This window comes from Paraburkholderia graminis, assembly GCF_003330785.1.
Classification (GTDB): Bacteria; Pseudomonadota; Gammaproteobacteria; order Burkholderiales; family Burkholderiaceae; genus Paraburkholderia; species Paraburkholderia graminis.
Genome location: NZ_CP024935.1, coordinates 2,017,152 through 2,043,439 on the forward strand (window position 1 = coordinate 2,017,152; position 26,288 = coordinate 2,043,439).

The 26,288-nt window shown below is 64.0% G+C and carries 23 protein-coding genes; 11 read left to right on the forward strand and 12 right to left on the reverse strand.

Translation table 11 applies throughout. The annotated features are described in order from the left end of the window. Positions 1-5 precede the first annotated feature (5 nt). Both CUJ91_RS27155 and CUJ91_RS27160 read left to right on the forward strand, forming a co-directional pair. Positions 6-803 (forward strand): ATP-binding cassette domain-containing protein, encoded by a 798-nt coding sequence (locus tag CUJ91_RS27155; RefSeq protein ID WP_006049904.1) that lies wholly within the window; start codon positions 6-8, stop codon positions 801-803. A gap of 30 nt (positions 804-833) precedes the next feature. Then, complete coding sequence (locus tag CUJ91_RS27160; protein ID WP_006049905.1) at positions 834-2,069, forward strand: ROK family transcriptional regulator; 1,236 nt, start codon at positions 834-836, stop codon at positions 2,067-2,069. A 20-nt stretch (positions 2,070-2,089) separates the two neighbouring features. On the opposite strand, the gene CUJ91_RS27165 is transcribed toward CUJ91_RS27160, so the two are convergent. Together CUJ91_RS27165 and CUJ91_RS27170 are read right to left on the reverse strand one after the other, a co-directional pair. Beyond that, on the reverse strand, positions 2,090-5,176 hold the full coding sequence (locus CUJ91_RS27165; RefSeq protein ID WP_114157604.1) for a transglycosylase domain-containing protein: 3,087 nt from the start codon (positions 5,174-5,176) through the stop codon (positions 2,090-2,092). A gap of 215 nt (positions 5,177-5,391) precedes the next feature. After that, positions 5,392-6,390, reverse strand: coding sequence for a LysR family transcriptional regulator (locus CUJ91_RS27170; protein WP_114157605.1), 999 nt, complete (start codon positions 6,388-6,390; stop codon positions 5,392-5,394). A gap of 135 nt (positions 6,391-6,525) precedes the next feature. Here CUJ91_RS27170 and CUJ91_RS27175 point away from each other — a divergent pair, with 135 nt between their 5' ends. The 3 genes from CUJ91_RS27175 (at position 6,526) to CUJ91_RS27185 (ending at position 9,692) form a co-directional block, all read left to right on the forward strand. After that, the gene (locus CUJ91_RS27175; protein ID WP_114157606.1) at positions 6,526-7,458 is read left to right on the forward strand and encodes a dihydrodipicolinate synthase family protein; all 933 of its coding nucleotides are present in this window, start codon (positions 6,526-6,528) and stop codon (positions 7,456-7,458) included. 77 nt (positions 7,459-7,535) lie between these two features. Beyond that, positions 7,536-8,825, forward strand: a complete 1,290-nt coding sequence (locus CUJ91_RS27180) for an NAD(P)/FAD-dependent oxidoreductase (RefSeq protein ID WP_114157607.1) — start codon at positions 7,536-7,538, stop codon at positions 8,823-8,825. A 156-nt stretch (positions 8,826-8,981) separates the two neighbouring features. Beyond that, positions 8,982-9,692 carry a TetR/AcrR family transcriptional regulator gene (locus CUJ91_RS27185; RefSeq protein ID WP_053860097.1) on the forward strand — a complete coding sequence of 237 codons (711 nt, stop codon included), beginning with the start codon at positions 8,982-8,984 and terminating at the stop codon, positions 9,690-9,692. 117 nt (positions 9,693-9,809) lie between these two features. Here CUJ91_RS27185 and CUJ91_RS27190 read toward each other — a convergent pair whose 3' ends face one another. Genes CUJ91_RS27190 through aroQ form a run of 3 tightly spaced genes read right to left on the reverse strand, consistent with a single transcriptional unit; the run spans position 9,810 to position 12,584 of the window. Next, complete coding sequence (locus CUJ91_RS27190; RefSeq protein WP_114157608.1) at positions 9,810-11,183, reverse strand: MFS transporter; 1,374 nt, start codon at positions 11,181-11,183, stop codon at positions 9,810-9,812. 58 nt (positions 11,184-11,241) lie between these two features. Continuing rightward, positions 11,242-12,120 carry a shikimate dehydrogenase gene (locus tag CUJ91_RS27195; RefSeq protein ID WP_114157609.1) on the reverse strand — a complete coding sequence of 293 codons (879 nt, stop codon included), beginning with the start codon at positions 12,118-12,120 and terminating at the stop codon, positions 11,242-11,244. Between the two features lie 8 nt (positions 12,121-12,128). Next, a complete protein-coding gene (gene aroQ, locus CUJ91_RS27200; protein ID WP_006052720.1) occupies positions 12,129-12,584 on the reverse strand; it encodes a type II 3-dehydroquinate dehydratase in 456 nt (151 codons plus the stop codon). Positions 12,585-12,891: 307 nt separating this feature from the next. Here aroQ and CUJ91_RS27205 point away from each other — a divergent pair, with 307 nt between their 5' ends. The 3 genes from CUJ91_RS27205 (at position 12,892) to CUJ91_RS27215 (ending at position 15,809) form a co-directional block, all read left to right on the forward strand. Continuing rightward, complete coding sequence (locus tag CUJ91_RS27205) at positions 12,892-14,775, forward strand: bifunctional sugar phosphate isomerase/epimerase/4-hydroxyphenylpyruvate dioxygenase family protein (protein WP_114157610.1); 1,884 nt, start codon at positions 12,892-12,894, stop codon at positions 14,773-14,775. A gap of 275 nt (positions 14,776-15,050) precedes the next feature. Next, complete coding sequence (locus CUJ91_RS27210) at positions 15,051-15,383, forward strand: hypothetical protein (RefSeq protein ID WP_114157611.1); 333 nt, start codon at positions 15,051-15,053, stop codon at positions 15,381-15,383. 165 nt (positions 15,384-15,548) lie between these two features. Next, entirely contained in the window at positions 15,549-15,809 is a 261-nt protein-coding gene (locus tag CUJ91_RS27215) for a hypothetical protein (RefSeq protein ID WP_006052723.1), read from the forward strand. A 31-nt stretch (positions 15,810-15,840) separates the two neighbouring features. Here CUJ91_RS27215 and CUJ91_RS27220 read toward each other — a convergent pair whose 3' ends face one another. The 6 genes from CUJ91_RS27220 to CUJ91_RS27245 all read right to left on the reverse strand — a co-directional run bounded on the left by CUJ91_RS27220 (position 15,841) and on the right by CUJ91_RS27245 (position 20,795). Further along, positions 15,841-16,170: a hypothetical protein gene (locus tag CUJ91_RS27220; RefSeq protein ID WP_114157612.1), complete on the reverse strand. Its 330-nt coding sequence runs from the start codon at positions 16,168-16,170 to the stop codon at positions 15,841-15,843. A gap of 9 nt (positions 16,171-16,179) precedes the next feature. After that, the gene (locus CUJ91_RS27225; protein WP_006052725.1) at positions 16,180-16,947 is read right to left on the reverse strand and encodes an AraC family transcriptional regulator; all 768 of its coding nucleotides are present in this window, start codon (positions 16,945-16,947) and stop codon (positions 16,180-16,182) included. 186 nt (positions 16,948-17,133) lie between these two features. Further along, the gene (locus tag CUJ91_RS27230) at positions 17,134-18,450 is read right to left on the reverse strand and encodes an FAD-dependent oxidoreductase (protein ID WP_114157613.1); all 1,317 of its coding nucleotides are present in this window, start codon (positions 18,448-18,450) and stop codon (positions 17,134-17,136) included. Further along, positions 18,447-18,722, reverse strand: a complete 276-nt coding sequence (locus tag CUJ91_RS27235; RefSeq protein WP_053860092.1) for a (2Fe-2S)-binding protein — start codon at positions 18,720-18,722, stop codon at positions 18,447-18,449. The genes CUJ91_RS27230 and CUJ91_RS27235 overlap by 4 nt, the downstream gene beginning before the upstream one ends. Beyond that, the gene (locus CUJ91_RS27240; protein ID WP_114158082.1) at positions 18,715-19,842 is read right to left on the reverse strand and encodes an NAD(P)/FAD-dependent oxidoreductase; all 1,128 of its coding nucleotides are present in this window, start codon (positions 19,840-19,842) and stop codon (positions 18,715-18,717) included. The genes CUJ91_RS27235 and CUJ91_RS27240 overlap by 8 nt, the downstream gene beginning before the upstream one ends. Next, on the reverse strand, positions 19,839-20,795 hold the full coding sequence (locus CUJ91_RS27245) for a 4-hydroxyproline epimerase (RefSeq protein WP_114157614.1): 957 nt from the start codon (positions 20,793-20,795) through the stop codon (positions 19,839-19,841). Before CUJ91_RS27245 ends, CUJ91_RS27240 begins: the two co-directional genes overlap by 4 nt. A gap of 359 nt (positions 20,796-21,154) precedes the next feature. On the opposite strand from CUJ91_RS27245, the gene CUJ91_RS27250 reads away from it, so the two are divergent. Continuing rightward, a complete protein-coding gene (locus CUJ91_RS27250) occupies positions 21,155-22,060 on the forward strand; it encodes a dihydrodipicolinate synthase family protein (RefSeq protein WP_114157615.1) in 906 nt (301 codons plus the stop codon). Between the two features lie 39 nt (positions 22,061-22,099). Here the strand turns inward: CUJ91_RS27250 and CUJ91_RS27255 are convergent, their stop codons facing one another. After that, positions 22,100-22,822, reverse strand: coding sequence for a response regulator transcription factor (locus CUJ91_RS27255; RefSeq protein ID WP_114157616.1), 723 nt, complete (start codon positions 22,820-22,822; stop codon positions 22,100-22,102). A 396-nt stretch (positions 22,823-23,218) separates the two neighbouring features. On the opposite strand from CUJ91_RS27255, the gene CUJ91_RS27260 reads away from it, so the two are divergent. Further along, positions 23,219-24,520, forward strand: a complete 1,302-nt coding sequence (locus tag CUJ91_RS27260) for an MFS transporter (RefSeq protein WP_053860089.1) — start codon at positions 23,219-23,221, stop codon at positions 24,518-24,520. Between the two features lie 182 nt (positions 24,521-24,702). Continuing rightward, positions 24,703-26,157 (forward strand): MFS transporter, encoded by a 1,455-nt coding sequence (locus CUJ91_RS27265; protein ID WP_114157617.1) that lies wholly within the window; start codon positions 24,703-24,705, stop codon positions 26,155-26,157. The last annotated feature ends 131 nt before the right edge of the window (positions 26,158-26,288 follow it).

Below are 26,288 nucleotides of genomic sequence, written 5' to 3' on the forward strand. Positions count from 1 at the left end.
CCGTGATGTCGACAACTACTTCCGCTTCTTCCCCGCTGCCCGTTTTACAGGCGCGTGGGCTCGTCAAACGTTATGGCAATGTGACCGCGCTCGACGGCTGCGATTTCGAGGTGCTGCCCGGCGAAATTCTCGCGGTGATCGGCGATAACGGCGCAGGCAAATCGTCCTTGATCAAGGCGCTGTCCGGCGCGACCGTGCCCGACGAAGGCGAGATTCTGCTCGACGGCAAGCCCGTCAAATTCCGCAGCCCGCTCGATGCACGCGCGCAAGGCATCGAGACCGTCTATCAGGAACTCGCGGTCGCGCCCGCGATGAGCATCGCCGAAAATCTCTTTCTCGCGCGCGAATTGGTGAAGCCCGGCTGGCGCGGCTCGATCTTCAAGATGATCGACAAGCGCCGCATGCTGGAGGAAGCGACTGCGCATATGAAAGACCTGCAAATCGGCATTCGTTCGATGCGCCAGGCCGTCGAAACATTGTCGGGCGGTCAGCGCCAGGGCGTCGCGGTCGCGCGCAGTGCGGCATTCGCGCGACACGTCGTGATTCTCGACGAGCCCACCGCCGCGCTCGGCGTGAAGGAAGGCAACATGGTGCTCGAACTGATTCGCCGTGTGCGCGACCGCGGGCTGCCGGTGATTCTCATCAGCCACAACATGCCGCACGTATTCGAAGTCGCGGACCGCATTCATATTCAGCGGCTCGGCCGGCGCGCCGCGCTCGTCAATACGAAAGACGTGCATATGTCCGAGGCCGTTGCAATCATGACGGGCGCGAAAGAAGCCGACGTCAAGGCGATTGCATGATGCAGTCACTTCGCTGAGGGGCTCATCGTCATGGATACCACGGGCATGCGCCCGCCCCTCAAACGCACGGTCGGCTCAAACCAGGTCGGCATGCGGCAATTCAACGAACGCATCGTGCTGCAGGCGATCCGCTTGCACGGGCCGCTGCCGAAAGCCGACGTTGGCCGCCTGACACGTCTTTCGATGCAGACGGTGTCGATGATCGTCGACCGTTTGATCGACGACGGTCTGCTGGAAAAGCAGGCGCGCGTGCGTGGCAGGATCGGGCAGCCGTCGGTGCCGATTGCGTTGCGCGCGGACGGCGCCTATACGATCGGCATCAAGGTCGGGCGCCGCAGCCTCGACGTGCTGGCGATGGATTTCGCGGGCCGCGTTGTGTGCCGCGACGTGTTCGAGTATCCGTATCCCGATCCGCGCACGCTGTTTCCAGCGCTTGAAACAAGGCTCGCGCGCGTGAATCAGACGCTCGGCGCGAGTGCAAGCAAAGTCGTCGGCGTGGGCGTGGCTGCGCCATTATGGCTCGGCGGCTGGCGCGATCTGCTCGGCGCGCCGCCCGACGCGCTGGATGCGCTCGATGCGTGGCACGAGATCGACTTGCGCGCGCGCATCGCGACCATGACGGGCCTCCCGGTGGAATTCTCGAAGGACACCACCGCCGCCTGTGCCGCCGAACTCGTGATGGGCCAGGGTCGCGGCATCCACAATTTTCTGTATCTGTTCGTGGGCACGTTCATTGGCGGCGGACTCGTGATCGACGGCCGCTTGCATGGCGGACCGCACGACAACGCGGGCGCCGTCGGCTCCATTCCGCTGCGCGAAGGCAGCGCGCGCAAGCCCGCGCGGCAACTGCTGCACGCGGCATCGGGCTTCGTGCTCGAACGCCTGTTGAGTGAAGCGGGCAAGCCGGCTGCGGCCGCGCACGATCATCGCGCGTTATCGCCGGATATGTGGCGGCATACCGAGGAATGGCTCGATAGCGCGTGCCCCGCGATTGCCAACGCGCTCACGAATGCGGCAGCGCTGCTCGATCTCGAAGCAGTGGTGATCGACGGTGAACTCGACCGGCAAATGGTGCGCGAAATCATTCGCCGCACCGAGCGTGTGCTGGATCGATTCGAGTGGGAAGGAATGGTGCGTCCGCAACTATTGGAAGGCGCAATCGGCGCCGACGCGCGTGCGATGGGCGGCGCAATACTGCCGCTCTATGCGCACTTCGCGCCGGTGCATGAACTCTTTCTCAAGCCCGCGACCGAGCCCGCATATTGACTTGCAGCGACGCGTTCAGTTCATTGCGCCGCGACTCTCTTCACCGAGACCGAAGCGGTCTTTGCGGGCGCGGACTCGAGCAACGGTTGCAGCGCGGGCGCCATCGACTTCAGCAATTGCACGGAAAGCGCACTCGTGAACTCGTAGCGTGCGGCATATGGTTCGTGCACCCACGCGGTCAACGTGCCGTAAAAGCGATCGCCGATAGCGAACACGAACGTCGCGCTGCGATTCACCTTGCGCGATTCGATGAGGCGCGCGCCTTTGGCAAATACGTTGAAGCGCTGATCGCCGGTGCCGGTCTTGCCGTAAACTTCCATAGTCCGGCCGTCGGGGAACGTGATGCCTTGCGCGAGACGCCGCGCCGTGCCGCCCGTCACCACATCGCGCAACATGCCTTTTACCGTTCCCGCTATTTCCGGCGAAAGCTGCTGTTGCGGCGCGGTTGCCGCGCGGCGGAAATGCGTTTCGTATGGCGTGTCTTTCGCGAAGTCCAGTTGCGTGATGCTTTCGGTCGGCACCTTGTTGCCGTCGTTCGCAATCAGGCCGATCAGTTGCGCGAGCGCGGCGGGCCTGTCACCCGACGCACCGATTGCCGCTGCATACGAAGGCGTCAGCGTCTCGAACGGATAGCCGAGCGCCTGCCACGATTTGCCGATGGCCTCGTACGCGCGCAATTCGACCATGCGTTTGATGCGGCGATCCTGCGTCGCGTGGTAACGCGTTTTGAAGAGCCACGAATAGGTCTGCAAACGCACGTCGCCGCTTGCGTTCTGTATTTCGTTGAGCGTGGCGTTCGGATGCTCGCGCAGATAATTGAGCGTCCACAACTCCAGCGGATGCACGCTCGCGATATAGCCGCGATCGTTCAGATTGAAGCGGTCGATTCCGTATTTGGCGTAGAGCTTTGCGAGGTCTTCATCGTCGAGTATCGAGGCGGCCGGCGTATTTTTCAGCGCGGCGCGCATCTTCTCGTTGAACCACGCGTTGGACTCGTCGGGCGCGACGCTGCGCAATACGGTCGCGACTTTCGGCGGCGATTTGCGCACGCCGAGCAGCAACAAAGCGAGCGCCTGGTCGCGCGTCTTGCCGTGATACTTCGTATAGAACCGGTGCATGTATACGCGGCTTTCCTGATCGGCGAAACGCGTCAGATACATCTTGCGAATCGCGGGATCGTTTAGCCACTGCGACGAAGGCCCGGTCGTCTGCACCATCTCATAGTGAACGATGTCGCGCATCATCCGCACGAACACGAGATTCACCGAATGCTGGAACGCGCGACGAACCGTGAGAATGCGGCTGTTGTCGTCGGAATCGAAATTGTTGAAGCTCTGCGCGCCGCCGCCTGTGTAGAACGTTTCGCCGGGACTCGCCGAATATTTGCGTTCGACGGCTGCATCGAGCATGGGTTGCAATGAGCGGTCACGTGTATGCGACAAGTAGTCGAGCGCCCAGCGCGTCAATTGATCGTTTGGATCGGGCTTGATGGCTTTCAGCTCCGTCGCGCTCAGAGCGGCGTAACGGCCATGCAGTTGAGAGACGATCTGCAAATACGTCACCATGGTGCGCAGTTTCGCGGTGGAACCGAGATTGAGCCGCGCGCCGGAATTGATGTCGAACGGCTGGTTCACGCTGTCCGTTTGCACTCGCACGAGGTTCGCGCCGTCGCGCCGCTCGAATAGTGTGAAGCTGTAGGCGATTTTCGACGGATCGTCGGACGCGCGCAGCATTTCGAAACCGACGAGACCCGCGGCCTTCGCGCCCTCGCGTGTGGCGGCGGCGGCAAGCCTCTCGCTCACGGCCTGTTGCACGGCATTGTTGAGCGTGCCCGTGGCTTGCAGATCGAGCCGGTCAAGTTCGTAGAAGCTCGGAATGCCGAGCGCCGCGAGCAGATTCGAGCGCATCGACGTGACGGCTTTGCGCGACACGAACGAGCCCGTGTTTTGGGCGGGTTTTGGCGCGCGGTGCAACTGCACGTTCGTCGACAGCGCCGCATCGCGCAGCGCGGCGAAAATCACGCCGCCACTCGCGAGCAAGCGCAAATAGCTGTCGGTCAGCCGCTCGAGTTCCGGATAGCCGCGATGCAGGAAATACGACGGCGCGCGCTGCGCGATCATCAACGACAGTACTTCGCGGAAGGCTTCTCCTTGCGCCGCCAAATTCTCTTCACTTGAAGGCGCGGCGAGTATGCGGTTCACGTCCGCGAAATCGCGGCCGTACCACGCGGCGAGCCCGTCGCCCATGCCGTTGATTTCGCCGATGCCGGGTTGCGCGGCCAACGGCACCGAATTCAGGTAATGCACGACGATCTGCTGACGTGCGGGCATCGTTTGAGGGCCGTTCAGATAGGCACGCACAGAAGCGGATGCAATCTGCCGCAGCTTTTCCGGAGGCGTTGCAGTGCGGCCGCCCGCCGAGTGGCGGAATTTTTCGATCTGCGTGGCGAGCGTGCTGCCGCCAGGCGTCGGCTGATGATGATTGAATACGCGCGCGCCCTGATCGGCCAGCGCGCGGCTAAAGCGTCCCCAGTCGATAGCCGGATTACGGTTCGGCTGGTTCGGATCGAGCAGATAGCGGTCTTCGATAAAGAGCAGCGAATTGACTATGACGGGCGGAATCGCCTCGAAGCTCGCATAGGCGCGGCCTGGAAAATTCGCGCTGAAAAGCGCTGCGCCAGTGCCGTCGAAGAGTTGCAAACCGGCCTGGTCTTTCTCGGCATACGGCAGAAAAAGACTTCTGTCCGCGAGCGAAAGCATGCGTTCCGAATCGCGCGCCTGCGCGGTTATTTCGAAGCCGCGTTGCAGCAGGCGCTGCTGGATGGACGGCAGCAGCGCGTAACCGAGGCGCGTGTCGTAAGGGCCTTTATCGGTTTCGGGGAAGCGGATTGAATGACTGGGTCCGTCATCGACCGTGAAACCGACGTCGCGGGTCAGTTCGGACAGATAGTGCGCTTGCAGCCGGGACGTTTCTATTTCGAGCTGGCATAAGCGTGCAAGCCACGCCAAGCCCAGCAACAACGCCGCCGCCAGCGCCCATTTGATCCACTTGCGCACCGGGCTGGTGCCGGTGGCGCGAAGCGGAAACCGAACCGATGGCCGATTCATGACTGCTCTCCCCGAACGGGCGCCAGGCTCGTAAATCCGGCACCCTTTAAGGAGTTTAGCTCGGACGCCCGCACGCAATTGGTTCGGATAAACCCCCAGTGTCGCGGCTACAACACCCGCTGCGGCGACATAGCAAAGTGCGAATTACCGTGCGATATTTAAGGTCTGCGCGATGTCGGCCGCGAGTGGGTGTGTCAGTCGAAAAAACCGCTTGTTCAGGCGGCTTTTCGTTTCGTGGCGGGTGCGCGCTTTGGCTTTGGCTTCTGCATGTCCGGCTCGTCGCGCATCTTCATGTGCTGCCGCAGCAATTCGACAAAGCGTTCCGCTGGCGGCGACAGCACGCCGCCTTTGCGCGTCACGACACCGAAAGTCTGCGAAGGCGATTTCAGTTTGACCGGCACCGCGCGCAGCATTTTTTGCCGAATGAACATCTCGGCGATGGCAGTCGGCAACAACGACACGAGATCCGCGCGGCTTTGCAATAGCGCGACGGTCACAAAAGTCGATGCCGTCGAGATCGGGTTATCCGGCATTGTGAGCCCCGCCAGATCCATCTCGCGTTCGAGCAGCGCGCGCAACGGCATATGCGACGGATACATCACCCAACGATGATCGGCCAGATCGCCGAGCTTCACTTCCTTTCTCGGCAACGGCGGATGACCATAGCCCACCACCACCGATAACGGCTCATCCGCAAGCGGACGATACTGGTATTTCGATGGATCGGCTGCCACGGCGGCGCGGCCGATCATGAGATCGAGGCGGCCGTCGTCGAGTTGCGCGAGCATGCGCGCGCTCGTGTCCTCCACCACTTCTATCGACAGGTTCGGATGTCCCGCGTGCAGCCGATTCACGGCGGGAATCACGCACTGCGGAATCGCGCCCATGATCGCACCGATCGCGAGGCGCCCGCCGCGCCCCGAGCGTATTTCAGCCACGTCCTGACATAACGCGGTGAGGTCGGTCGCGACGAGGCGCGCATGGCGGATCACGCAATGCCCGAGCTGATTCGGAATCATGCCGCTTTTCGAACGCTCGAAAAGCGGCGCCTCGAACATCGACTCGAGTTCCTGCAACGCCTTACTCGCCGCCGATTGCGTCATCGACATGAGGCCGGCCGCTTTATGCAGCGACTTCTGGTCGTCCAGCGCGATCAGCAATTGCAACTGCTTCATGCGCAATTTGCCGAGCAGAACGTTCAACGTGTTTTTCATGAAAGCCGCGGTGAGTCGTAAAAGCGATCATAGGATGGAAACAATTCAATATACCCGGCCGCCGCAGCGCCGTATAGTCGGCGGTGGAGACATCGACACTGCCGTGCCCTACCACTTCTAAAAGGCGCCTGAATCATGAGCCAAACCACCCATGCCGCCGCGATGCGCGGCGTCTTTCCTGTTGCTCCCACCATTTTCGACGACGCCGGCCGGCTCGATCTGGAAGGCCAGAAGCGCTGCATCGATTTCATGATCGACGCGGGTTCGAACGGCCTGTGCATTCTGGCGAACTTCTCCGAACAGTTCGCGCTTTCGGACGACGAGCGCAACACGTTGATGCACGTCGTGCTCGATCACGTCGCGGGCCGCGTGCCGGTGATCGTCACGACCACGCATTTCAGCTCGCATCAATGCGCGGAGCGCAGCCGCCGCGCGCAAGAAGCCGGCGCCGCGATGGTGATGGTCATGCCGCCTTATCACGGCGCGACGATCCGCGTCGGCGAGCGCGGCATCGAAGAGTTTTACCGCGCCGTGTCCGATGCGATCGACATTCCGATCATGATCCAGGACGCGCCCGTTAGCGGCACGCCGCTGTCCGCGCCGTTTCTCGCGCGCATCGCCCGCGAAATCGAGCACGTGTCTTACTTCAAGATCGAAGTGCCGCAAGCCGCCAACAAGCTGCGCGAACTCATCCAGTTGGGCGGCGATGCAATCGTGGGTCCGTGGGACGGCGAGGAAGCCATTACGCTGATGGCCGATCTCGATGCGGGCGCAACGGGTTCGATGACAGGCGGCGGCTATGCGGACGGCATTCGTCTGATCGTCGACGCGTACGCCGCCGGCGATACGGAAGCCGCCGCCGCGCATTATCAGCGGTGGCTGCCGCTCATCAACTACGAAAACCGCCAGGGTGGCCTCGCATCGTGCAAGGCGTTGATGAAGGAAGGCGGCGTGATTCGCTCGGACGCGGTGCGTCATCCGTTGCCGGCGATGCATCCCGCGACGCGCGAAGGGCTTCTCAAGATCGCGCGGCGGCTCGATCCGCTGGTGTTGCGCTGGGGCAGATAAAGCGCGGCCGTGTCTTGCGGCAAGTGAGCGGCTAAGCGGCTGGACGCGGACACGCGAATGCCGCTACGCTAGCCGCCATGGACAACTTTTACGAAGCGACTGTCGCTCGCCCCTCTGCTTACGCGCCGCTCGCCGGACGCCACAGTGTCGACGTTTGCATCGTGGGCGGCGGGCTTGCGGGACTCTCGACGGCACTGGGGCTGGCTGAGCGCGGCGTCGTGAACGTCGCGGTGCTCGAAGCGCGGCAAGTCGGCTTCGGCGCATCTGGGCGCAACGGCGGCTTCGTTTTCGGCGGCTATAGCCTCGACTGCGCCGATCTGCTGAAAACGTTAGGCGCGGTTCGCGCGCGCGAGCTTTACGCGCTCACGACCGACGCCGTCGATCTGATGCGCGCCCGCATCGCGCGCTATCGCATCGATTGCGACGCAACCGACGCCGGCGTGATTCTCGCCAACTGGTTCGACGAACCGGCGCGTCTCGACGCGCAACGGCGCCTGATGCGCGATTCGTTCGGCGTCGATTGGGAACCGCTGACGGCAGACCAGCTTGCCTCGCAATTGAAGACCCGCCGTTATCACGGCGGTCTCTTCGAGCGCAATGCGTTTCACTTTCATCCGCTGAAATACGTGCTCGGCGTAGCGAATGCCGCGGCCAATGCGGGCGTGCGGATACACGAGCAGTCGCCTGTCGTGCGTTTGCAGCGCGAGGGCGCGGGCTTTATCGTGCATACGCCGCAAGGCGCAATCGACGCGCGGCACGTCGTGATGGCGGGCGGCGGTTATGCGCGCAACGTCCATGCGAAAGTCGAGCGCGCGGTGCTGCCCATTGCCACCTACGTGATGGCGACGGAGCCGCTCGGCGCGCGTCTGCAAGATGCAATCGATACGCGCGCGGCCGTCTACGACACGCGCTTCGCATTCGACTACTACCGGCCGTTGCCCGATACGCGCATTCTGTGGGGCGGACGCATCTCGGTGCGAGATCGCGCGCCTGAAGTCATCGCGCGATTACTGCGGCGCGACCTGCTAAAGGTGTATCCGCAACTACACGACGTGCGCATCGACTACGCGTGGGGCGGACTGATGAGCTACGCGCGTCACAAGATGCCGCAAATCGGCCGCGGCGCGGACGGCGTCTGGCACGCGGTCGGCTTCGGCGGACACGGCATGGCGCCGACCACCGTCTCCGGCGAATTGCTGGCCGCGGCCATTGCCGGCGAGCGTCCGGTGCCCGAAGCGTTCGCCGCGTTCGGTCTGACGCCCGCATATGGCGCGCTCGGACTCGCCGCCGCGCAGTTGACCTACACCGCGATGCAAACGCGCGACGCGCTCGCCGCGCGCCGCCGGCTATCGCGCCGCCCACATTAAAGGCGGCTCGCGTATGGACTGTATTCAAGCCGTCTCGAGCGGGCTCGATGCAAGGCGCGATGCAACGCTCGACGCAAGGCTCGACGCGCTTGAACCTCGCGTCGGCGCGGGTTTTCGCCATGCTAGAATGCGCCGTCACCGCCGCTCGAATAGACAATGAAAAAGGGAAGCAAGGCCGCCGGGCCCGATACCAACGGCATCCCGTCCGACGCGACGCAGAAGGACGCGCGGCGTAGCGATGTCCGCCGCAAGTACGATCCCGAACAAACCAAACGCAATATCCTCGACGTCGCGACGCAGGAGTTCTCCGCGATGGGACTGACGGGTGCGCGCGTCGATGCGATCGCGGAGCGCACCAACACCACCAAGCGCATGCTGTACTACTACTTCGGCAGCAAGGAAGGGTTGTATCAGGCGGTGCTCGAAAAGGTGTATGGCGACATTCGCGCGCTCGAACAGGATCTGCATGTCAGTGAACTCGACCCCGTGGAAGGCATGCGCGCGCTGGTCGAATTCACGTTCGACTATCACGACCGCCAGCGCGACTTCGTGCGCCTCGTGACGATAGAAAACATTAACGGCGCGAAGTATGTCGAGCAGGTGAAGAGCTTTAAAGGCCGCAACGTCACGGTCATTCACACGATAGAAGATCTGCTTGCACGCGGTATCGCGGCGGGCAAATTCCGCGATGACGTCGACGCAATCGATCTGCATCTGCTGATCAGTTCGCTGTGCTTTCATCGCGTCGGCAATCGTCATACGTTCGGCACAGCGTTTGGCCGCGATCCGTCGCATCCGAGATTGCGCGCGCGTCATCGCGCGATGATCGTCGACGCTGTGTTGCGTTTCGTGCGTAAGGAAGATTGAAGCGAAGGTTGAAGCGCGTCGCTCGCAAATGCAAAACGGGACGTGGCTTGCGCCACGTCCCGTTTTTTATCGCGCTTGAGTTTGCGTTTGCAACTGCGCTCGCACTCAAACAACTACTCAATCCACCAGCACGATCCGCTTGATGTCGCCGACAATAAAGATGTACGACAGCGCGCCAATCAGCGCCACGATGCCGATAAACACCAGCGCGCCGACAAACGATCCCGTCGCCGCGACGATAAAGCCGACCACGAGCGGCGTCACGATGCCGGCCAGATTCGCGGCGAAGTTGAAGATGCCGCCCGTCACGCCGAGCAGTCCTTCGGGCGCGATATCGGACACCAGCGTCCAGCCGAGCGCCGCCATGCCTTGCGCAAAAAACGCCACCGACAGAATCGCGATCACCGCGACGTTGCTCTCCACGTAGTTGGCGAGAATGATCGTGGACGCGAGCAACAAGCCGGCGATGATCGGCAGTTTGCGCGCGACGTTCGCCGACTTGCCGCGACGCAGCAGCCAGTCCGAAAAGAGCCCGCCGAACATCACGCCGATCGACGCCGCAATGAACGGCATGATCGCGAAGAAGCCGATTTTCAGCCAGCCCATATGACGTTCGGTCGCGAGGTAAGTCGGGAACCAGGTGAGAAAGAACACGAGCGTCGAGTTGCCGGCGAACTGGCCCAGACAGATGCCCGTCAATTGACGATGCTTCAGCAAGCGGCCAATGGTGCGCCATTCGAAGCCGCTTTTCGCGGGCGCCGCGGCAGAGGCGGCGCTGCTATGCCGCTGCGTGAGACCGCCGCCTGCTTCGATATAGTCGAGTTCGGCCTGATTCGCCGACGGATGATCGCGCGGTTCGCGATACAGCAGCCACCAGATGCCGCCGAACACGATGCCCACGCCGCCCACCACATAAAAGAGCGAACGCCAGCCGAATGCGCCCATCAGCATGAAGAGGAACGGGCTGAAAAACGCGAGCCCGATATATTCGCCGACGGTGTACGTGCCCGTTGCCATCGCGCGTTCGCTTTGCGGGAACCACGTCGCGACGACGCGGCTATTGGTCGGAAAGCACGGCGCTTCGGAGACGCCGAGACCGAGGCGGAATACGAACAGGCCCGCGATGCCAAGCACGAGTCCTTGCGCGAGCGTGCATAAAGACCAGAAGGTCATCGACAGAAAGTAAGTCAGCTTGCTGCCGAAACGGTCGAGAAAAAGGCCGCCCGGAATCTGCGAAGCGACGTAGCTCCACGAGAACACCGAGAACAGCAGGCCCATCATCGCGGCGTTGATGCCCAGCTCTTTGGTCAACTGCGGCGCGGCGATGCCGAGCACCGTGCGGTCGAGATAGTTGATCATCGTGCCGACGGCGAGCAGTCCGAGTATCTGATAACGCGCATTCGAGCGGCGCGCCGTGTTCGTGCTCATTTTCGTATTTGCGCCGGACTGTTGATTGGCGTCGGATGGACTGGATTGAATCGGTTGTGGCATAGGTGGTCGTCTCCTCAAACTATTTAGGTATCCGTCATTTACCGGGATGTGCGACCGGTTAGCGTTCCAGCAGTGACTGGAAATGCGTATAGACGCGCTCGGCATCCGGTTCGAGCCCGGTGAAAATACGCATCGCGTCGACTGCCTGGTACACCGCCATGCCGCCGCCCGACAATGTGCGGCAGCCGAGCGCTTCCGCGGCCTGCAGCAGCGCGGTGCGAATCGGGAAGTAGACGATGTCCGCGACCCACAAGTCGCGATGCAGCAATTCGGCGGGCAACGGCAGGCCCGGCAGCTTCGCCATGCCGGTAGGCGTCGCGTGAATCAGGCCGTTGGCCGCCGCGAGCGTTTCGTCGAGCGACGCGCCGGCAGTGACCGTGCGATCGGCGAAGCGCTTCTGCAATTCAGCGGCAAGCGATTCGGCGCGCACGGGATCGACGTCGAACAGCGTGAGCGTTCGCGCGCCCATTGCGAGCGCCGCATGCGCGACGGCCGCGCCTGCGCCGCCTGCACCGAGTTGCACGACGCGTTCGAGCGACACGTCAGGCAAGCCGCGTTGAAAAGCGCGCGCAAAACCGGACCAGTCCGTGTTGTGGCCGATGCGTTTGCCGTCCTTGAAAAGCACGGTGTTCACGGCGCCGAGCGCGCGCGCATCGTCGGACAATTCGTCGAGCAGCGGAATCACCGCCTGCTTGCATGGATACGTGATGTTCAGGCCGTTGTAGCCCATGCGTTCGGCGGCAATCAGCAGATCGGGCAGCGCCGAAATGTCCAGCTTCAACGCTTCGAGGTCGATGCGGCGATACACGTAATGCAAGCCGAGCTTGCTGCCTTCCTCCTCGTGCATGGCGGGGCTCAGCGAGCCGCTGATCCCCGCGCCGATTAATCCGACCAGATATGAATTCGCGCTGGCCTGCGCGTTCGTTTGTGCATTCATTGGCGTAGTCATTTCGCCGCCCTATTCTTAAGGATGGTGACCATGCGCTCGAGCGCGAGCACATAGCCTTGCGTGCCGCAACCGACGATGATCGCGTCCGCCACAGCCGACACATACGAGTGGTGACGGAACGCTTCGCGCCGATGCACGTTCGATATGTGTACTTCGATGACGGGCTTTTCGATGGCGGTGAGCGCGTCGGCAATCGCGACGGACGTGTGCGTGTACGCAGCCGGATTGATGACAATGCCGTCGACCTTCGTGCGCGCAGCGTGCAGCCAGTCGATCAGTTGATGCTCGGCGTTCGACTGGCAGAAATCGATGGACAGATCGAGGCGCTCTCCCGCATCGCGGCAAAGCCGGGCGACGTCGTCGAGCGTCTCGGAACCGTAGATAGCCGGCTCGCGTGTGCCGAGCAGGTTGAGATTCGGTCCATTGAGGACCAGTACTGACGCAAAGCTCATAGTCGTCTCCAGCGGGTAGAACAGGAAGCGCAGAGCCGCGGGCTCGCAACGCTTCTCAACGTATGGCGAAGTGTGCGCGCATTCAGCCGTGTCCGTCATTCGGGGTTTATACGAATTTGTACCATCTAGTTAGTTTGTATAGACTGTCGGAAAATGCGCTTATTCTGGGAAATTCTGGCCTGCGTCTTGCTCACAAAGTAACGAACCAGGCCATTTGACGCATCGCAACATCGCTGCGAAGAGCCTGCGCCGTAGCCACAGCGCGCGATCGCGATAAGCCGTCTGACCGTTTTTGCAGGAGCTGTTCATGCAACGTTCGATTGCCACCGTGTCGATCAGCGGCACCCTCGTCGAGAAGCTGACCGCGATCCAGGCGGCCGGCTTCGAAGGCGTCGAGATTTTCGAAAACGATCTGCTGTATTTCGACGGTTCGCCCGCCGACGTACGGCGCATCGCCGAAGATCTCGGCTTGAAAATCATGCTGTTTCAGCCGTTCCGCGATTTCGACGGCGTGAGCGCCGAGCGTCTCGCGCGCAATCTGGATCGGGCAAAACGCAAGTTCGATGTGATGCACGAACTGGGCACGGATCGCATTCTGGTGTGCAGCAACGTGCAGCCCGACACCCTCTGCGACGATGCGCTGATGACCGACCAGCTCGGCGCACTCGCGCAGGCGGCCGAGGCGGCCGGCGTGATCGCCGGTTACGAAGCCCTCGCGTGGGGCCGGCACGTCAAGACGTACCGGCATGCGTGGAAGCTCGTGAACGCGGTGAACCATCCCAATCTCGGACTTGTGCTCGACAGTTTTCATACGCTGTCGCTTGGCGACACCGTCGACGGCATCGCGGATATTCCAGGCGAGCGCATCGCCTTCGTGCAGATCGCCGACGCGCCCAAGCTCGCAATGGACGTGCTCGAATGGAGCCGCCACTACCGCTGCTTTCCAGGCCAGGGCGATTTCGACGTCGCGAACTTCACGGCTCAAGTCGTGAAAGCGGGCTACAAGGGCCCGCTTTCGCTGGAAATTTTCAACGATGGCTTTCGTGCCGCGCCGACCACCATCACCGCCGCGGACGGGCATCGTTCGCTGCTGTTTCTCGAGGAGCAGACGCGTGCGTTGCTGGACAGCGAGCGGCAACCGGCCGGTGAGCTCTATGAGTCGCCGGCCGCGCCCGCGCACGTCGGCTATCAGTTCCTCGAATTCGCCGTGGATCACACCACGCGCGCGCATCTCGCCGACTGGCTCGGCAAACTGCGCTTTCGCCAGGCGGGCCAGCATCGTTCGAAAGACGTGACGCTTTATCAGCATGGCGCCGCTTCGATCGTGCTGAACGCGGAGCCCGATTCGTTCGCTAATGCGTTCTTTCAGCAGCATGGTTTGTCGCTGTGCGCGTCGGCGTTTCGCGTCGACAACGCGAATCAGGCTTTCGAGCGGGCCGCCGGCTTCGGCTATGCGCCGTTCTCCGGGCAGATCGGCCCGAACGAACGCGTGCTGCCCGCGGTGCAGGCGCCGGACGGCAGCCTCAATTATTTCGTCGACGAAACGCCTGACCAGCCGACCTTGTTCGAAGCCGATTTCGTTCTGACGGACATCAACGGTCCGGCGGAAGTGGGGCCGCTCAGCCGTATCGATCACGTGTGCCTTGCCGTGCCGGCGAATTCGCTCGATACGTGGGTGCTGTTTCTGCGCACCGCGTTTGGCTTTCAGGCGGAGCCCGGCGTGCTCGTGCCCGATCCGTATGGCCTCGTGCGCAGCCGCGCGCTGCGCAGCCGCGACGGTTCGGTTCGCGTGGTGCTGAATGCGTCGGTGGATCACCATACAGCGGTCGCCGAAGCGCTGCATACCTATCATGGCTCCGGTCTGAATCATGTCGCGTTCAGCACGGGCGACATCTTCAGCGCGATTCCCGAATTCGTCGCCGATGGCTTGCCGGTGCTGCGCATTCCGCGTAATTACTACGACGATCTGGCCGCACGCTACGCATTGCCGGACGAGATGCTCGATGCGCTGCGCGAGCACAACATCCTGTACGACCGCGATGAGCGCGGCGGCGAATTTTTCCACGCCTATACGGAACAGCTCGATCAGCGCTTCTTCATGGAGATCGTCGAGCGGCGCGGCGGTTATGACGGCTACGGCGCGGGCAACGCGGCGGTGCGGCTCGCAGCGCAGGCGCAGCGGCGGAGATAGGCGGCGCTCAGCGTTGGCGTGTCGGCGGGTTGGCTTCTTCGCTTTTCGCCGCCGCTACCGGTTCGTGACTGAGCAAAGCTACGCGGCAGGCACGCGCCGTGCGGATCGGTTAGACACGGGCTCTCGCCCGATATAATGCAGCCTGATTCGCGGTCCGCGCCGTGCGGCTGCATCGCCGGTCATGTCGGCGGCGCTGTCCGCGGCGCGAGCCCAGCCCGCTCGTCTCGGGCTTGCACCTGCACCCACCGCCCGCCGAACGAAACGCCAGGAGAGATATGAAGAAGTTTGCCGTAGTCCTGTCAGTTCCCCTTCTTTTCAGCGCTTGCGCCTACTTCCAGAAGAATCCGGACGCCGGCGAGCCGGTCACGGACACCACCACGCAGCGCTCGGTCAACGACGTCGTCGCTTGCCTCACGCAACTCGCGACGAACCACAACGCCGCTTTCAAATCCACGTCGATCCCGCAAGGCCAGATGCTCGACTTCGGCGATTCGAACATCGTCAAGGTGCGCAGCGACAATGGTGCGACAACGTACCGCTTCTACGCGGGCAAGCGCCACGTCAATAATCTGTGGATCGAAACCGCGGGGAAAACCTGCGCGCCGTAAGTCACGCAAGCACAGCAGAAAGCAATCGAAAGCCCGGCCGTTAAGGGTTGGTAAGCTGCGCCGCTGCCATCTTCGTGTCACGGTGTTACAGGACAATGGTTCTTAAGAACCGTTTAAGACTTCGTCCCCATCATGCCTCGGACACTACCGCACGAGGTGCGCACCATGAACCAGCCCGAACAAAATACCAACGACAACCCGCCGCCGGCGAAGCGCCCCACCATCCTGCGCCGCCTGCTGAGCCATCACGAACTGGCGACGCTGCTGCTCCTGCTGCACGCGCCGATCGACGCTTCCGCCAAACCCGAGATTCCGCAACTGCACGAAGCCGGTCTGATCGAAACGATTTCGAACGATGCCGGCGGCTCGCGCATCCGTTTGACGTCCGAGGGCAATGCCGTGCTGCGCGGACTCGGTGTTAAGTAACGCTACGCCTGCACACCTGCGCTTGCCACGGTTACGCTTGCCACACGCCGTACCCCGCTTCACGCAGTCCAATCGCCAATTCGACTTCCATGTCCTGTGCGCCGCGATAGGGCATCGGATTGAACACTTCGTATAACTCAGGCACGAGGCGCAAGCCGTAGTCGCGCACGTAGCGATTCGCCTGAATGCCGGCCTTGTGCCGGTCGAAGCGCAGATCGGGATCGAGCCCGGTCATCCCCACATACACGCAGGGCTTGTCGAACCGGTAGCCCGGATTCGCGCGGCGAAAGCGCGGCTCGTTCCAGACGGTGTCGTCGAGCAAGACGACGTACACGTAATAGTGATGCTTGCGGCGAACCATAAGCCAGGTTCAGTTCCTCGACGTGCCGTGCAGCAGCATCCGGTATTCGGTCGGCGTGACGCCGACAGTCGCCTTGAATTGCCGCGTGAACGCGCTGTGATCGGTGTAGCCGCATAGCGCGGCGACGTCGGTGACCTTGTCGTTCGAGACCAGCAGCGCGGTCGCGGCATCGAGCCGCGTCTTCAGCAGAACCTGACGCGGCGTCAGATGAAACACCTTGTGAAAGTAGCGCTCGAGCTGCGCGACCGACATATCCGCCATTGCAGCCAGTTGCTTCAGGTTCAGCGGCTGCACGTAGTTTTCCTGGATGAACTGCACGACCGTCGCGAGCCTGCTATACGCGGGATGGCTGCTCTCGTCCGCTCTCAGATCGCGTGAGATGCCGGCCAGTCCGATGATCTTGCCCGCCGCGTCGCGCAACGGCTGCTTGCTCGTCAGGCACCAGCCCGGCTGACGTCCCGGATAAAGATGCAATTCGAGCTGATCGATCATCTGATTGCCGACGTGGATCACGCCCTCGTCCTGCGCGGTGTAGATGCGGCCGAAGCGGCGCGGAAACACGTCCTCGGCGGTCTTGCCGAGCAGCGCCGTTTTCTCCTTGAAGCCGCAGCGCGAAGCGAGCGTGCGGTTCACGAGCGCGTAGCGCGCGTCGGCGTCCTTCACGAAGAAAACGACGTCGGGCAGCGCGTCGAATACGGGCTCGAGCTGCCGGAAGTGCGACAGCATGGCGGACAACGGTGCTTCGTCAGGGGGAAACTGATGAGCCAGCGTGTTCATCGTGCGGGTCCCGTGGGTCCGAGCCGGTTGTGAGGGCGGATGCGTGAGCGGTTTTTGACGCTTGTGGCGCTGGGTTGTTTGCAGCAGATGCGGTTCGGTTCTGGTCGATTCACCATGCATGCGCCGTCGATTATAAAGCCGCCGATTCGCCGACAATATGCGCGTGCCGGCGATGATCGGCGCACGTCATTCGGTCTGGGGCGGATGCCCGGCCGCTGCGATCAGCGTGCCGATTTGCGCGGGACTGAATGGCGGACGCGGCGCCGCCGATGGCCAACCGAAGTACACGTTGGCGGCGGTCCCGCAGATCTTTCCCTGGCAGGCGCCCATCCCGCAACGGGTGTGCAGCTTGGCGTCGCGCCAGTTCTGGAACGCGCGCACTTCGCCGACGCTGACGTCTTCGCAGCGGCATAGCAGGGTGTCGTCGGCGGGCGGGATGCGCGCGGCGGGCTGCAGAGCGAAGGCGGTTTCGACGCGCGCCGCGAAGCGGCGCCAGCGTTGGCGTTGTGCGTGAAGCGGGCGGAGGCGGGAGCTTGCGGTTAGTTCGGGGCTCGATCCGTCGACGCTGCTGCGTTCACCCACGCCCAACCCCGCGATTTCCCCTTCGATCGACGCCAACTCCGCGCCGCCCACTCCCGTGCACTCGCCCGCCGCGAACACGCCCTCGACCGAGGTGCGCTGCGAAGCATCGACGACGATGCCGCCTGCTTCGTCGATCGCACAGCCGAGCGCCTGCGCGAGCGTGACATTCGGCACCAGCCCAAACCCGCACGCGACACGCTCGCAATCGAGCGTCACCCTGCGCTCGCCGCGCCGGATCGTGACCTGTTGCACGCGGTGTTCGCCGTGCGCCGCTTCGACCATGCTGCTCGTCCAGTAGCGCGTGCCGCCGAAACCGCGCGTCATGCTCACGGCCTGCCGCAGCTTCGCGGGTTCGCGTAGAAGCGAAGCGCCAAAACGCGCGACCTTTATGGCCGAAGCCTGCTCGACCACCGCGAGCACTCGCGCGCCGGCTGCGCGTGCCGTGGCCAATGCGGCGATCAGCAACGGACCGCTGCCCGCAATCACGACGCGCTCACCGCGTACCGGCATGCCGCCTTTGATCAGCGCCTGCAGCGCGCCCGCGCCGGTGACGCCGGGCAGCGTCCAGCCGGCGAACGGCAGCAAGCGCTCACGTGCGCCGGTCGCGAGGATCAGCCGCTCGTATGTCATGCACACGCCGCCTCGTTCCGCCGATTCGACCAGCAGACCGCGCGGCGCGAGCGGCGCGATGACGCGCGTCGATGGAAAATGAGTCACGTTGCCCCGGCGGCTTAAATCGGCGAGCAGAGCGCACAGCGGCGACTGCGGCGCCGAGCCTGGCCCCTGCCGCCAGATCTGGCCGCCGACGCGCGGATTGTCGTCGAGCAACGCGACGGCCGCGCCTTCGCGTGCCGATGCAAGCGCGGCGTGGAGACCGGCCGGGCCGGCGCCTACTACGATCACGTCGAAGTGCTGAGTCACGGTGCGTTCACCTTCTGCGTATGCACGACTTGCCCATCGCGGCACAACGTCTGGCACGCGAGCACATGCGCGCGTCCGTCTATCGTCACGCGGCATTCCTGACAGACACCCATCCCGCAGAGAACAGCGCGCGGCTCGCCGCGCACGGACACCCGCGTGCCGCTCCCGCAACCCACAACCACCAGCGCCGCCGCCACGGTCGTCCCGGCGTCGACCTCGACAGCCACTCCGTCGATCATCACCCGAACCCGCGCCTCGCCACTCTTACTCATGCGCCACCTCGTGCACGAACCGCGCAGGCAAATAAGGCTCGACCGGAATCGCCGCCGTCTCTCCGACGATCTGTGCGGCAAGCAGCTTCGCCGTCGCAAGCGATGTCGTCACACCCAGCCCCTCATGACCGACCGCAAGCCACACGCCGGGCGCGGCGTCGCCGGCCGGACCGATGAGCGGCAAGCCATCCGGCGATGCCGCGCGAAAGCCGGTCCATGCGCGAATGCCGTTGAGCTGCGGCAGCATCGGCAGATAGTGCGCGGCGCGCTGCAGCATCTGCGCGAGCACGGGCATCTCGACTGCGGGGTCGGTCGTGTCGAACTGGCGCGATGAGCCGATCAGCAACTGCCCCGTCGGCCGCGGCTGCGCATTGAATGCGACCGACGTGCCCGTCGCGTGGTGCGCGCTCTTGATATACCCGAGCTCGAGCAATTGATGATGGATCAGCTCGGGGTAACGGTCGGTGATCAGCAGATGGCCCTTCTTCGGTTGCAGCGGCAGCGTCGGCACGAGTTCGCGAGCGCCGAGGCCGTTTGCGACGATCACATGCCGTGCGCCGCGCCGCTCGCCGTTTGCCAGCGTGACGCCCGTTGCATCCACGGAAACAACGGACGCGCCGAGCCGCACGCCGATGTTCGCCGACGCCGGCGATTGCGTCAGCAGCCACTCGGCGGCCGTCGGCGCGTACACGATGCTGTCGTGCTCGATGCGCAAACCGCCGACAAGCGACGCCGCCACCGCCGGCTCGCATTCGCGCAGCGCGGACGCGTCGAGCAGTTGCGCTGCAACGCCATGCGCTTCGTAAGCGGCGTGCATGGCGCGGGCGGCTTGCCATTCTTCTTCGTCGGCGGCGAGCCAGAGCGTGCCGCAGCGCGCGAACGCGTCGCGCGTGCGCAGCCGAGGCGCGAGTTGCAGCCAGAGGTCGCGCGAATAGAGCGAGAGCGCCAGTTCAGCGGGCGAGTCGTTCATCACGACGATATGGCCCATCCCGGCCGCCGTCGCGCCGCCGCCGATGCCTTGCGCGTCCAGCACCTCGACGCGCATGCCGAGCGCGGCGAGTTCGGCCGCGCAGGCCGCGCCGACGATGCCCGCGCCGACGATCAATGCATCCGCCGTCATGCCGTGCGGATGCCCCACGCGAACGGATCGCGTTCGTCGAAGCAAAGCCGCCCTTCCGCCGTGATATGCGCGTGTCCGGTGATGGTCGGAATCACGCCGAGGCCGTCGTCCGCGTGACGATAGCTCGCCTCGAACATGCTGCCGATAATGCTCTCCTGCCGCCACACCGCGCCTTCGGCGAGCTTGCCGTCCGCCGCGAGGCACGCGACTTTCGCGCTGGTGCCCGTGCCGCACGGCGAGCGGTCGTACGCGTTGCCCGGACAGAGCACGAAACTGCGGCTGTCGATGCCGTCGCGCGAACCCGGCCCGAAGAGCTCGATATGGTCGATCAACGCGCCATCCGCGCCGGTGATCCGCTGCGCGATGAGCGCGTCGCGGATCGCGGCGCTGAACGCCGTCAACTCAGGAATGTGCGCCGGCTCCAACGAACGGCCATGTTCGGCGACGAGGAAAAACCAGTTGCCGCCCCAGCCGATGTCGCCCGTCAACACGCCATATCCCGGCACGTCCACCTGAACGGCCTCGCGATAGCGATACGCCGGCACATTGCGCACGGCGACGCTGCCGTCGTCGTTGAGCGTCGCTTCCACCACGCCGACGGGCGTCTCGATCCGATGACGCCCTGGCGCGATCCGCCCCATATGCGCGAGCGACACTACGAGGCCGATCGTGCCGTGCCCGCACATGCCGAGATAGCCGACGTTGTTGAAGAAGATCACGCCGGCCGCGCACGACGGGTCGTCGGGTTCGCACAGCACCGCGCCGACTACCACGTCCGAGCCGCGCGGTTCGGTGACGATGCCGGCGCGCCAGTCGTCGAAGCGCGTGCGGAATACGTCGAGCCGCTCTGCGAGCGTTCCGCCGCCGAGATCGGGGCCGCCGGACACGACGAGGCGGGTCGGTTCACCGCCGGTGTGGGAGTCGATGATATTGAGCGTTTTCATGACGCACATGGTAGGAACGGCGCACGCGCGAGTCTTGGTGCGACTGCGCGTGGATTGTGACGATTTCGGCATAGGTTGTAGTTTTACCGCTGCGTGGTTCCGCAGGCCACGCAACGCTGAATGAACTTGCGGCCGCGCCTCGGCCGCAGCGGCAAAAGCACGGCCGTTTGCCCAGCGCGGACCGCCGCACAAGCGCCTCTCAGCCGCCTCTTAACATATCGCAAAAACGCAGCACCGCCCCGCCTTCTAAGTGCGACCTCGAACCCCACTATGCCGAAATCGTCATCCGCTACGCGCGATTGACGCAAGACGGCGGCGTTTTCGCTGCTTACACTGCGCTTCGACTCATCACATTCAGGAGAGCAGTCGTGGCGCATATCTGGGAAGGCGTATTGCCGGCGGTCACCACCAAGTTCAACGCGGATTTCAGCATAGACCGTGCGTGGACCGCAAAGAATATCGAAGCGCAGATCGACGCGGGCGTGGACGGCATCATCGTGTGCGGATCGCTTGGCGAAGCGTCGACGCTCTCGCTCGACGAAAAGCTGGAAGTGCTCGACATCGCCGTGGACGCCTCGCGCGGCCGCGTGCCGGTGCTGCTGACGATCGCGGAAAACAGCACGCTCGACGCCTGCCGCCAGGCCGAACACGGCAGCCGGCGCGGCGCCGCCGGTTTCATGGTGCTGCCGGGCCTGCGCTATCTGTCCGATCGGCGCGAGACGCTGCATCACTTTCGCAGCGTCGCCGACGCAAGCGCACTGCCGCTGATGATCTACAACAATCCGCTCGCGTACGGCGTCGATATGACGCCCGAGATGTTCGCCGAAATCGCCGACGAGAAAAAGATCGTCGCGATCAAGGAATCATGCGGCGACGTGCGGCGCGTGACCGATCTGATCAACGCGGTCGGCGACCGCTTCGCGATTCTGTGCGGCGTCGACAATCTCGCGATGGAAGCCATCCTGATGGGCGCGCATGGCTGGGTGGCCGGTCTCGTGTGCGCGTTTCCGCATGAGACGGTGGCGATCTACAAGCTGTTGAAAGCGGGACGCCTGGAAGAAGCGCGGGCGATTTACCGCTGGTTCGCGCCGCTGCTCGCGCTCGACGTATCGTCGAAGCTGGTTCAGAACATCAAGCTCGCCGAAGCGATGGTGGGACTCGGCACGGAGCCGGTGCGCCCGCCGCGCCTGCCGCTCGCGGGCGACGAGCGCGCGGCGGTGGAAGCGTTGATCCGCAAGTCGCTAGAAACGCGGCCGCAATTGCCGCGCCTTTGAGCGAGTGCCGGTGTGCGAGTTTGAGCGTGAATAAAGGCTTCAGGCCGCCTGCGGCTGCGCGTGCACGGCGTCCTCGTGACGCAGATGCAGCAGCCTGTAGCCGCTCTTATAAACCGGCTGCAAGCGAAACTCGTTTTGCGGCTCGATTGCGAGCAACAGACGCAGCCGCGACACGTGGCTGTCGATGGTGCGCGTGAACTCGCGGAATTCGCGGCCCCACACCATCGCGAAAATGTGATCGCGCGACATCACGCGGCCAATGTTCGAGAAGAACAGCGAGGCGAGCCGGTATTGCGTGCCGGACAACGCGACCGGCTGGCCGCGCAGCATGACGACCTGGCGATGCGTGTCGAAGCGGTACGGGCCCACGTCGAAGCTCGCGGTGCCGAAGCGCTCCGGATAGGCGCGCCGCAGCAACGCCGTGACGCGCTCGCGGAATTCGGCCGGGCGCAGCGGCAGTGACGCGTAGTCGTCGGCGCCGTTGACGAACGCGCGCACCATGCTCTCCTCGGACGTGTCGCGCGACACGAAAATCACCGGCATCCGGTCGCCGCCGACCGCGGGCGCCGTGCGCAACACCTCGGTGCCCGACAGGCGCGTGCCGTGCCAGTCCAGCACCAGCAGATCCACGGTGGATCGGGCAAGCGTTTTCGACATGGTGAGACCGTCGTCGTAGCCCGCGCAGGTATGGCCGGCGCTCGTCAGAATCTTTTCAATCGACTGACGCATGACGGGATCACGTTGGAGAATGGCAATGCGCATGGGATGACTCATAACTGATGGCGTGGACGCGATTCTCGAAGGCCCACCCGCGCTATCCCATAGGACCAATCCTAATTTAGCGTTTGCTCAGACGAATCCGCTCGACGAATCGCCGACGGACTACAGCCGACTTCCTGTACCCAGGCCCGGCTTTCCCCAAGCCCGCCACGAAACGCGGACTCAAGCAGAACTTTCCCAATCTAATTAAGCACTTCCCGAGGCGAATCGCTTTCATCCTGTAAAATCGCCGGTTGGCTTACTTCGTCATCGCGCCGCCCTACCCGGGACGGCGCGCCGGTGTCCCGCGCTCTACCCAGCCGTTGCCACACTTCTCGCCCGACGAGCGCCGTTTTTCCACGCCACACGTGGTTTCCAATTCAACACAACGACATAGCAATGCAAGCGACAAATCTGGGTGGAGCGCAGGCTGTCACCCCACGCCCGCTTGGGCGCAGCGACTATAAAACGCTCGGCCTCGCGGCCCTGGGCGGCGCACTCGAGTTCTACGACTTCATCATCTTCGTGTTTTTTGCGCCGGCAATCGGCCAGCTATTCTTTCCGGCCGCGATGCCGGACTGGCTGCGCCAGGTGCAGACCTTCGGCATCTTCGCCGCGGGTTATCTGGCGCGGCCGCTCGGCGGCATCATCATGGCGCACTTCGGCGATCTGTTCGGCCGCAAGCGCATGTTCACGCTAAGCGTGCTGCTCATGTCCGTGCCGACGCTGATGATGGGTCTCCTGCCTACTTACGCGAGCATCGGCGTAATGGCGCCGGTTCTTCTGCTGCTGTTTCGCGTGATGCAGGGCGCGGCGGTCGGCGGCGAGGTGCCGGGCGCGTGGGTGTTCGTCTCCGAGCACGTGCCCGAGCGGCACATCGGCTACGCGTGCGGCACGCTGACGGCCGGGCTGACGGCGGGCATCCTGCTCGGCTCGCTGATCGCGTCGGCGGTGAATCGCAATTTCGTGCCTGCTGAAATCGCCGATTACGCGTGGCGCATTCCGTTCCTGATCGGCGGCGTGTTCGGCATGTTTTCGGTTTATCTGCGCCGCTGGCTGCACGAGACGCCGGTGTTCGCCGAACTCAAGCAACGCAAGGCGATTGCCGCCGAAGTGCCGCTCAAGGCCGTGCTGCGCGACCACGGCCGCGCGGTCATCGTGTCGATGCTGCTTACGTGGATGCTGTCGGCCGCGATCGTCGTCGTGATCCTGATGACGCCGACGCTGCTGCAAAAGCAGTTTCACATCGCGCCGGCCACCGCGCTGCTCGCGAACTGCGTGGCGACGCTGTGCCTGACGATCGGCTGCGTGATGGCGGGCTCGATCGCCGGGCGCGTCGGCGCGGGACGCACGATTTTCATCGGCGGCCTGGCGCTGGCGGCGACCTACTATGCGATGTTCCAGCAGCTCGCCGTCGATACGTCCACGCTCGTGCCGCTGTACGGCGTGACCGGCCTGCTGGTCGGCGTGATCGGCGCGATTCCGTTCGTGATGGTGAAAGCCTTTCCGCCGGTCGTGCGCTTCTCGGGCATCTCGTTTTCGTACAACGTCGCGTACGCGATCTTCGGCGGACTGACGCCGATCGCCGTCTCGCTGATGATGAAATCGAACCCGATGGCCGCGCCGTTGTACGTCGGCACGATCTGCGTGCTGGGCGCGCTGACTGCGCTCTTCATCAAGGACGCGCCGTACAAGCGCTGATCCTGCGTGTGCGCTCATGAATGACGCGAACGGCGCGCCTTTGCAGGCGCGCCGTTTTCGCATGTGCGAGCGAGTGCGTTCGTTCAGGCGGCGACGCGACTGAGCGCATATCCTGCACGGGTCTTCCACCGACATCGACACTTCACGCCGGCCCGAAACATCGGGCGCGCCATCGGCCTACGATGTGTCGCATGAACTCCCAAAAAACACCCGTTTCGCCCGCCCTCGGCCGCGTGCTCGCGACCGTCAGCGTCGGCTTCGTCGTCACGCAGCTGGACGTGACCATCGTCAATATTGCGCTGCCGCAGATCGGCGCGAATCTGCACGCGAACGTCGCGGGCCTGCAATGGGTCGTCGATGCGTACACGCTCGCCTTCGCCGTGCTGATGCTGTCGGCCGGCGCGCTCGGCGACCGCTTCGGCGCGCGCCGGCTGTATGCGGCGGGCATCGTGCTGTTCGCGCTGGCGTCGCTTGCCTGCGGCCTCGCGCTCGACGCGCCGATGCTCGTCGCGGCCCGCGCGCTGCAAGGCGTCGGCGCCGCCGCGATGCTGCCGAACTCGTTGGCGCTGCTCAACCAGTCGTACGGGCACGACCCGAAACTTCGCGCCCGCGCGGTCGGACTGTGGACGGCGTCAGGCGCCATTTCGATCGCCGCCGGCCCGGTGTTGGGCGGCCTGCTGATCGCGGCCTTCGGCTGGCGCAGCATTTTCCTCGTCAATCTGCCGATTTGCGCCGCCGGCTTTCTCGCGACCTTGCTGTGGGTGCCGCGTCCGCAGATCGCCGCGAAAGCAGATGCGAGTCCGCGCGGCATCGACCTCGGCGGCCAGTCGCTCGCCGTTGTCGCGTTGACGGCGTTCGTCGCCGCCGTGATCGAATGGCGGCCGCTGGGGCTCAGTCATCCGCTCGTCGCGGGCGGCTTCGTGCTCGCGGCGCTCGCGGGCGGCGCATTCGTCGCCGTTGAGGCGCGGGCGCGCGCGCCGATGCTGCCGCTGTCGCTCTTCAGTAAACGCAGCTTCAGCGCGGCCGTGCTGTTCGGCATCTGCGTGAACATGACGTATTACGGCATGGTCTTCGTGCTGAGCCTGTATTTGCAGCGGGCGCGCGGCTACACGCCGTTGCAGGCCGGGCTCGCGTTTTTGCCGCTGACCGGCGGCTTCCTGATTTCGAACGTGGCGAGCGGCTGGGTGGTCGGACGCTTCGGCGTGCGTGTGCCAATGATCGCCGGCGCCATCACCGCCGGGCTCGGCTACGGCCTGCTGCATTTCGTCGATGCCGGCACGCCGCTCATCGGCTTGCTGCTGCCGTTCCTGCTGATCCCGTCCGGCATGGGGCTCGCCGTGCCGGCGATGACGACCGCCGTGCTGGCATCGGTGGAAGCGCGGCGCGCGGGCACGGCATCGGCGGTATTGAACACGGCGCGCCAGGCGGGTGGCGCGGTGGGCGTGGCCGCCTTCGGCGCGCTCGCGAGCGGCTCCGCGGCGACGCAAATCGTTTCGGGCATGCAAACGGCGACGGCGATCTCGGTCGGGCTGCTGGTGTTCGGCGGCGTGATGAGTTGCCTCGTGCATCCGCAGCCGCATTCGTCGTCGACGGCGCGGGGCGACGCGGACTCCGTGCGCGTGGGCAATTCGCGCTGATGTTGCAGACTGGCTGTCGAGGCTTCGTGCGCCGCGTCTCGGTTCGCGTTCGTTCGTTCGTCTCGGCTCGCCTTTAAACGCACGCGCAATAAAAAACGACCCCGGCGGCTCGAGGCCACAGGGGTCGTCAG